A 9,722-nucleotide genomic window follows, 5' to 3' on the forward strand; every position below is an offset into this window, starting at 1 on the left:
AAATAAGTGTTAGTCCACGGATGCTCTATGAAATGGCTAGAAGGTTTGATGAATGGCCGGGTGAGGAATATTTCGGGTCGAGTTGCAGGGGTGCTATTCGAGGTTGGTACAATATGGGTGTATGTACTGAGGAAATGTGGCCGTATAGGACAAATGACAAGTCGACTTTGTCAATAAATATGGCAAAAGATGCCCGTTCAAATACAATCGGCGCATATTACCGTTTAAGACATGATATTGTTGATTTCCATGCAGCCCTTAATGAGGTGGAAGTGCTTTACGTATCTGCAACAGTGCATTCCGGCTGGTGGAAGGATTCAATAAGGAATGGAATAATTCCATTTCGTGATAGATCTGCCGGTGGACATGCCTTTGCAATTGTAGGTTACAATGAAAAGGGTTTCTGGGTACAGAATTCATGGAATATCGATTGGGGTAATAATGGTATTGCACTGTGGACATACGAAGATTGGCAGGTAAATATCAGGGATGCGTGGGTTGTTCGACTGGCGCTGCCGACGCCGCAGATTTTCGGAAAAACTCCTGATATATTTTCCTCAGGTGCTGAAGGTACTGCCGAACTCAAGAAGGGCCCCGTGCGTGCGGAGATTGCAGGACATTTCGTACACATAGATGATGGTAAGTTTTACGATAACGGACGTTATTGGAGCAATCAGGCAGATGTGACCGCTACCGCGGAACATCTGGCGGACAGCGGCAAATATAGACATCTCCTGTTCTATGCACATGGAGGTCTGAATAGTTCCAGAGATTCTGCTCGGCGTATAAGCGCTGTCAAAGAAGTATTTAAAGCTAATGGTATATATCCGTATCACTTCATGTATGACACGGGAATGTTGGAGGAGATCAAGGATATTATTTCAGGCAAAAAGAGACGTGCGACTGATAGAGTTGCGGGTGTTGGAGACTGGAGTGACAAATTCATTGAACTTTTGACACGTAAACCTGGCCGCGCCATCTGGCGTGAAATGAAGGATGATGCTAAAATTCCTTTTTATAATAACCGTGCGGGTATTAAAACAATCAGCATTTTTATAAATTGTCTATTGAATGCCAATAAACTCAGTAAGCAAATACACATCATAGGCCATAGTACCGGAGGTATTCTACTGGCACATTTCATAGAAGCATTTAAGAAAATTGCTCCAAAACAAAAGATAACAACCTGTAGTTTGATGGCGCCGGCTTGTACAGTTGATCTGTTCAATGCTCATTATAAACCCTACCTTGGTTCTAAAACCGGTAAATTCGGAATAGACAAAATGACAATATACAATTTGACTGATGAGCTTGAGGTGGCGGACAATGTTGCAGAAATATATCGTAAGTCATTACTTTACCTTGTTTCCAACGCTTTTGAAGAGGAACGAGAGGCAAAAATTCTTGGCATGCAGAGATATAGCGTGGAATTAAAAAATATCTCGTCAAAAAATTTAGATCTGGTTTACAGTAACGGAGCGAAACAAACTTCAAAACTGCGCAGTGCAAGCAGAAGTCATGGTGGATTTGATAATGACAAATATACCATGAATGACATACTCGGCACTATATTGGGTAAAAAACCTGCCAGACCATTTAAAGATGTTGATCTGAAATATTAGGCAGTCGATTGGTTTGTGAATTGAGTGATACATGACGATGTATCACTCAATTCAGGTTATAGTATAAGATATCTACTGAAGATGATTTCTTCATGCAAAGCTTGCTTTATTAGATGACAACAAAGATTTTGTTAACCTGGATAGGAGTATTTGATCATGGCAACAATTAGTTATCCTAAAAATTTTGAGATTATTAAAAATGATGGAAGTTATCTGGAGATTAGAATTGGAGAGATAGTTAAGGGTTGTAATCATTATTTTTATCAGTTAAGTAAAAATGGAATTAAATTCCAAGGTAAGAAAAAGTTGACATTATTGGGTCCGGAATTCGGTGTGATAAGGACAGATATTACAGAGACCGGAAAATATACTTTTTCCATCTATCTAAATGATGCAGAATATAGTTTCGGCGCTCCGTGGAGAATCATAACAAACCCGGTTAAGAAATTAATAAACTGGATATTTAATAATCCTGTATGGGAACAGGATGTTTTTGTTATGGTCAGGAAAGAGCAGGAAAAACTTTCAGAAAAAATTAAGCCGTTAGTAGAAAAATATGCGCCGTTTCTTCTTTTAGATAATGAAGAACGTTATGTTCCCGCTTCTCTCGATTACCTGGTAAATCAGGAAAAGCCTGATAACAATTTAAATGACCTTAAAGTAGGGATAATTTTTCATCGCTTAGATACAGGTCGTAAGAAAAAAGTGACACGCAGAACACGTTTAACAGGTGTTGTCAGGGAAAACATTGAAGATATTCCTATTAATGATATTGGCAAAGTACTTCCGTTTAATGGTGACAATCTCGGTGAACTGGATACATTGAAAGTTAGTGATGTTGCAACTGCTAATAATGAAATGAGAAACGCAATAGAAAAGAGGGTTGGAAATGCAGATAACATAACTGTTTATTATTCATGTTTCTTTAACCCTAATCAAAAAAGGGATGAAGTTGTAATTAATTATCACTTTCTTTATGCATATGATCCTAAGACTGAAAAAGATGGACAACGGTTTAAAATAGCGTCTCATGTTTTTGACCGTGAAAGTATCAGTATCGTTTTTAACTGGGACAGGAATAATCCGGAAATCGAACCTCAACCAGATTCGGTATTATATGGCGCACATCTCCCTGGACAGAAAATAACATTAAAAAGAAAAGACAACGGTGAGGAGCAGGCATGGTCGACAGGACGAGTTAAACTGAAGTGGAAAGATGTTGCAATTGTTAAAAATGAGGAAAAGGATAAGTTACATCCGGTTGTAGCCGTCGCATTGGGTTCTCATGCGCCATATCCGGTACGGGGAGTTTATGTTGTTGATCCGGGGAAGATGCTTCCATCATTGACGGAACCAGCAAGGGCGGGTAAAGGATTGATCCCGTCTTGCTATGAGAACAATAAGAGAAAAGTAGAAGAAGTGTTTGAAAGTAAAGATGTTAGTTTTTACACATTAGCAGATTTAGAATTAGGTTCTATTACCAGCACTTCAAAAAATAGTATTTTAGCCTTCAGTGGTGATGTGGTAGACATTATTGGAGGAAATAATGCCAAGTTTCCACCGTTTACCAAACGTGAAACTGAAATAGACAAATATGTTAATGGTACTGCAGACGATCCGGTCCATATTTGGGACCCCAATAAAGTAGATAAAACGGATGATACAAAGTTTGCTGATTTGGTTAATAAAATTGAAAAAAGTTTGACAGAAGGAGTGGTAAGATAATAAATCCATGTTGATATTATTTTAAACTACCAGGTACAAAAAAATTAAGGAATTCAAATATGATAAAAGAAAAAGTGAAAATATTCCTGTCAGACTTACACGTTGGAGACGGATGACCTGCTGCTGATTTTACACCCTCAAAGGAAGATGTATTTACAAAAGTTTAAAATGAACTCTCCTCTTCCTATGGTAAAGGGAGTGTGTTAATAATGCTTGGTGATATTTTCGACTTAATCGAATAGAAAGAGGATGATCCTGTAAAAGCTATCGATTTTGCTGTTAAGAAACACGATGCATTTGTTACGGCACTGAGAAACTGGCTGAGAAAAGGGAATAAGCTGTTTTAACTGAAGAAAAAAATGAATTTCCCTAAAATGGAGAAACCCGTTGTAGAGGATCCCGCGTATGCCGTTGATACTGATTTGTTTACATGATAAAGATGATAATTCTTTTATGTTAATCAAGTGAGACATATTATGGTTTGTGGGTAGTCTGGTAATAAGGAGATGAGTAATGTATGAACGTATATGGAGTGTTTTTATAACGACCTTTATGGTCAGCGTCATTCTCATTGTTGGTTCGATAGGGTGTTGTAGTAGGCAGCATTTGGATATTAAATTTGCATCTTTAACTAAAGATTGTAAATCATTAGACAGTATTGAGAAATTTTTTAATAAATATATTGAAACGATGGATAATGTCGTTAGGTCAAATGATGAAATAGTTCATGAGTTAAAATTAATATCAGAAAAATATTTGGGGAAAAAAACCAAAGAGTTTAATGTTATTCCGACATCTTTGACCCTAAAAATAGGGAATAAAAAATGTAAAGATGGTTGTTTTACCGCTATTTCTGGAGACACTATATATTCAGTTATTTCCAGCAATGAAATGGTTGCGAAATCTCTTTTTGATTATCATAAAAAAAAACTATAAAGAAAAAGAGGGATGTATACATGAACCAAGATGTAAGTATGAACAAATATTTATTAGGGGGGTTAGTGAGGGAGAAGCAATTATTACTTTTGCTAGTGAGAATGGTTTATCAAAAGATATTAAGGTAAGTGTTGTAGATATATCATTAGAAATCAAATCAGTCGGGGGAAAAAGGGTAGGCAAAGATAAGACTATTACTATTGAGAAATGGGAAGAAAAGAAGATTATAATTAAATCTAGCTTTAAGCCCATAGTTAAGGATAATTCTGATGTAAAAAATAATCTGAAAAAACTGTTTTTTAATAAAATTATTATGTCTGAGAACATGTGGGAATCAACAATCAAATTCAATGAATCTGGGATGAATGAAAATATATCTGGATACACAGACGAAGAAACAGTAAACAAAGAAAGTGATTTTGGCAAAATGACAAAAGATGAAAAATTACTTTTATTAATGGTAAGGGTGGAGATGATAAAATTACTTTTATTAATGGTAAGGGTGGAGATGATAAAATTACCGTAAAGTTTAAGTAAATACATTGAAAATTTAAAGTTGAAGTTGACAACCTTGAGCTTTTTTGGTCGTTTCTTCCTCAGAATGACATGCTTGCTTGTCATTCTGAATGTAGCGAAGCGGAATGAAGAATCTGACTTGAGGATATCGTTATGTTAGAAAATGAAAAAAATGGACTTGGGCTGCCGCCAATCAGCAGCGTTGTAATTATACTAATTGTAATAGGAGCTGTTTTCTTTAGTCTGAAACATTTGCAAAGCTCACGCCCTTCAGATTATGGCACATCTGAATATATGCGAGACACTGAAGATGTCTACGCTCGTCTCTGGCAAGACCCCTTTGGCGCTATTTATAAACACGAGGAGGATAAATCGTTACATAAGGGCGTTCATTCACGTTTTGTTCTGGAAAAGATCATAAAAAAAAATGAGATAACTAGACCAGACGAAATTCACATAATTGGCGTTATGGCAGAAGGTGGACATTACTTTGAAAACGTTGAACAGAAACGTAGACGTAGATACGCAATAGTTTCTGCCCTGAATGTTTCCGGATATAAGCCTGAAAATGCACAAAAAATCGGCTATTTCCTGACGAGTGATTATAAATTTACTAATGATGATAATGTTAAATTGCCAGAAAAAATTCCGTTTGAATTGTTTAAATTCAGAAAAGGCAAACCATTAATCGTATTACTCTGGCTGGATGAAGAATTTTTTGCTAATAATTTTCTTATAAATATTGATGCATTAACCGAAGTGTTGCGGATTGACCAGTTGTTCAAGAACACAAATCCAGAAAATAATATTGTTGAAGATGGTCCAAAGAATGAAACTGATTCAGTAAAATTGACAATCCTTGGGCCGTCATCTTCTGCCACACTAAAATCAATGGCTGATGAATTAGGAAAATCAACAACTTGGGGTGACTTAATTGCTAAAGTACAAAGTTATACAGTAAAATTAGCAACACAGCAATTGTATAATAATGAGAAATTTGTTCAGCGAGTAAAGAATGATGAAGAACAAGTAGAAGTACAGGATACGATGACAAAGTACATTTATGCTGTCTTTACTACTATAAAGGAGAACTTAAAATTAGATAAAGACGGAGTTGTTGATAAAGACGATGAGTTTTATACAGAAGTGAAAAAGGAGATAATGAATCCTAAGTGGACGGAGAGAGACGTAAATACAGAAAAAGTCGAATGGTTCAGTTATGTTGATTTAGTGAAGGTTTGTTCACAAATTCGAGAAAAATGGCATCATCTAAAAAAATTGAAGCTTACAATAGTTTCTCCTATAGCGACAGTTGAAAGGAATTTACTATTAGAAGATAAGGATATTGGAGAATTATTTACTAATAATTTCCCAAATGGTCTCTTTTTACGAACTATCGAATCTGATTATGAACTAGCGGAGTGTATATATGATGAACTTGTTTTAAGGGGTGTGAAACCGGGGGATGATCATATTGTTATCATATCTGAATGGGATACAGATTATGGTGGCTGGATACAAGGTTCTTTTAATAGAGTTTTCAATGATAGAAGAAGAGTTTTCAATGATAGAAGAATTATAGATTGTCATAGGAATTATATTAAGATGATAATTAGCGAAATCGAAAAGAGAAACATAATTAAAGTCCGGGAAGATGTAAGGCCTATTATTAAAATAATTAAAGACGAGAGTAAGAAATATGAGGCTAAGGTAATGGGTGCATACGAAGATAATACAAACGAAGATAATACAAAAGCACCTTATGTTAGTGTTAAAGAAAGAATCAAGAAAGACAAAGATAATTTTGATGATTTTGTTGTTAAAAAAACAAAAGAGTTGTACAAAAGCATTTTTAACAATGAACTTAAAAATGCGATTAAGAAAGTTGCTGATAAGAATGATGAATTTATTGATAAAACAATCAAAGAGACAATAATTCAATATAGCTATATAAGAGGTTTGGATGGTACTGTTTCAGATGATGTAACAAATTATCCGGCCGGTCAGTTACAATCTAAAAAAGAAAATCGCAACACAGAAAAAAATAGTTCAAGGGTTTTTGTTAATCCTTCTATTGGCAATGGACAGTTTGATTACCTTCAACGGATGGGAGATATTATACAAAACAAAAACAGAAACTTAAAAAAGAATGGTAAAGGCAGGATAAAGGCTATAGGAGTACTGGGAAGTGATGCATACGATAAACTCCTAGTCTTGCAGGCATTGCGTAATAAATTTCCAGATGTAATATTTTTTACCACAGACCTTGATACGCGATTTTCAGATCCGGATGAAATTAGATGGACGAGGAATCTTATCGTTGCTTCAAACTTTGGTTTGCAGTTGCATCCCGGTTTGCAAAATGGTATTCCTCCGTTTCGGGACAATTATCAAACATCTGTATTTTTAAGTACGCTCATGATATTAAATGTTGACTTCAAAAACTATTATAAAAACTATGTTGAAAGATGTATAAGAGATGAACATAAATCTATAAAAATTGTTTTACAACTGAATTCTAATTTAGATTTAAAAAAAACAATTCCGCCATTTAAAAAAGAGTATAAATATTCTGCTTATTTAAGAATTTTGCATGCAATAAATAATCGCAAAGACTCTTCTATGAACAAATTTTATCAAACGGAAATTCATAACCTGATAAAACCAAAAATTTTAGAAATAGGGCGTCATAATCCTTGTGAATTACGTCAGAATTTGCATCCGAAAGAAAAAGCTGAAAATACTAATCTGATTTTTAACAAATTAGAAACTATCTTTCCAGGTTTGGACCATAGTATCTATCCAGATTTACCAAAATTTATTCTAGATGAGAATAAGGTATATCTTTTAGTCTATAGCATCATATTTGGCGTAATATTATTTGTGACAATGGTCATAAAGCAAAAAAATCATTTTCTTCAATGGATTCTGATTTCAAGTTACATATTGATAATCCTATTACACTATTGTTTTAATAAGAAGCCTGTTGATATTTTAGAGCCTTTTTCATTGCATGAAGGAATAAGTCTTTGGCCAGCAGAATTGTTGAGATTTTTTTCCGTTATTTGTTCCGGATTGATTCTATATTTTAGTTACAAAAAAATATTAAAAAAAAATATTGATAAGTTAGGGGATAAATATTTTGATCAAAATACTGAATTATTGACTATGGATGATATATGTAATTGGGATGCCCTTTTAGTTTTATTAAAATCGGATAACACTCAACGGTTAAAAGAGATAAGAACGAAAGACGTATCAAAAAATATTAAATTAATAAATACGAAAAAAGATAAAAAAAAGATAAAAGAAATAATAAAAATAATTAAAGAAAAAATAAAAAAGATTGAAGAGACAAGATTCACGGTAGTAGTAGAGCAATTGAAATCTAAACTAAATAAAGCCGGTCTATTAGATAAGATGTTAAAGACAAAAAATGAAAATGAATTAGATAATAAGATGAAAGAGGACTTTATTAATATTTTTAATACCATAAAGGATGACTTGTTGTTTTATAAAAAATGTATGGATGAAATCAAAGATGAGTTCTCAGCGTGGTACAAAGAATTTACGGATAAAATTAATGAAGAGGTTTCAGCGTGGTACAAAATAATTAGGGATAAAACTATTAAAGAGGTTTCAAACAGCTGCAATGAAAATGAGAAAGACTTTACGGATAAAATTAATGAAAAGTTTTTAAACAGGTACGGTAAAAATAAGAAAGAAATTGATGATATGCTTTTGTCATTCCATAAAAAATGTAAGAGTAAAATTGATAACGAAGCCATTAAATATTTTCCTCAAATAAAGAAAGAGCTTAATGATCTTAATGAAATTGAAATATTATTAACTAATTATGGTGAGTTGGAGATAAAAGAGACTGATATGTCTGACTCACAGAAACAAGGTATTAAACGATTCAATGTTAAACTTCTGAAGAAACTTTTCTCGCAGATTTTAATAAAGAGTAAAATTGATAACAAAGCTATTAAATGTTTTCCTGTTATTCGAGTTTTTTTAATAATATTAACATTTATAACATTTTCTCTTTTTTTATGGGATTTTCTTGATGGTATTTCCATAAATCATGTTGATGATGATTTGAGACCAAATTATAACATTATTTGGATTGTAACATTGATTGGATTATTTATATGGTGCATAAATGACTACTTAACAAAGGTTACTTCATTAAATAATTATGAAGGAAAAAATAATGATAGTAAACAACCTGTTGGCCTGGCCCTATCAGAAAACAGAAAGAGGAAGTACACAGTTTTTTTTGCCATATTAGTTAATATATTATTATTTCTATCAACATCATGTCTACTCTATTGGTGGAACTTCATTAAAAGACATGAAACAATAAGGGAATTTTTTTATGTAATATGGGTAATACCAATTGGACTATTAAGTTTGCTGATAATTTATTATTTGGATAACGTTGCTCTATCAAAGAAATGGTACAGGTTCATAGATGTTAGGGAAAAGTATACGGTTCATGATATTTGGAATTTTTATAGTGAACTTGGTAAATATCGAAATCGATTTTTTCGTTCTACTATGTTTGGACTTTCTTTTGTAATTTTTTCAGTTTTTATCATTAAAATGTATGGAGAACTACCTGTTCCATTTCGTGGAGATTTTAGTAAATTTTTTGATCTGGGTATGACTTTTTTGTCTTTCTTTCTCTTTGTATATTTACTCTTTTTTGTAGTAGATGCTGTCAGACATTGTGTCAGGTTTGTTAATTTAATAATGGATGAAGAAATAGCCTGGTCAAAAGAAACAAGAATTAAATTTGGTATCATTTCTGATATTCATGGTACTGCCACAGATTTCTGGTTAAAGATTAGGCTGATTGCGGAGAGAACAGAGGCTGTAAATAAATTAATCAACTATCCAATATTAGTTATTCTATTT

General features: G+C 33.3%; 4 protein-coding genes and 1 pseudogene. All 5 read left to right on the forward strand.

Going from position 1 to position 9,722, the window contains the following annotated elements; genetic code table 11:
- Window positions 1–32 precede the first annotated feature (32 nt).
- Window positions 33–1,622, forward strand: a complete 1,590-nt coding sequence (locus SCALIN_RS01365; RefSeq protein WP_162532101.1) for a C1 family peptidase — start codon at window positions 33–35, stop codon at window positions 1,620–1,622.
- Between the two features lie 156 nt (window positions 1,623–1,778).
- A complete protein-coding gene (locus SCALIN_RS01370) occupies window positions 1,779–3,347 on the forward strand; it encodes a hypothetical protein (protein ID WP_096892479.1) in 1,569 nt (522 codons plus the stop codon).
- A gap of 513 nt (window positions 3,348–3,860) precedes the next feature.
- Complete coding sequence (locus tag SCALIN_RS01375; RefSeq protein WP_096892480.1) at window positions 3,861–4,283, forward strand: hypothetical protein; 423 nt, start codon at window positions 3,861–3,863, stop codon at window positions 4,281–4,283.
- A complete protein-coding gene (locus SCALIN_RS01380) occupies window positions 4,258–4,809 on the forward strand; it encodes a hypothetical protein (RefSeq protein ID WP_096892481.1) in 552 nt (183 codons plus the stop codon). The genes SCALIN_RS01375 and SCALIN_RS01380 overlap by 26 nt, the downstream gene beginning before the upstream one ends.
- A gap of 143 nt (window positions 4,810–4,952) precedes the next feature.
- Window positions 4,953–9,722 (forward strand): annotated as a pseudogene (locus SCALIN_RS01385) (hypothetical protein); the annotation flags it as partial.

Origin of the sequence: Candidatus Scalindua japonica, from assembly GCF_002443295.1 — a bacterium.
Classification (GTDB): domain Bacteria; phylum Planctomycetota; class Brocadiia; order Brocadiales; family Scalinduaceae; genus Scalindua; species Scalindua japonica.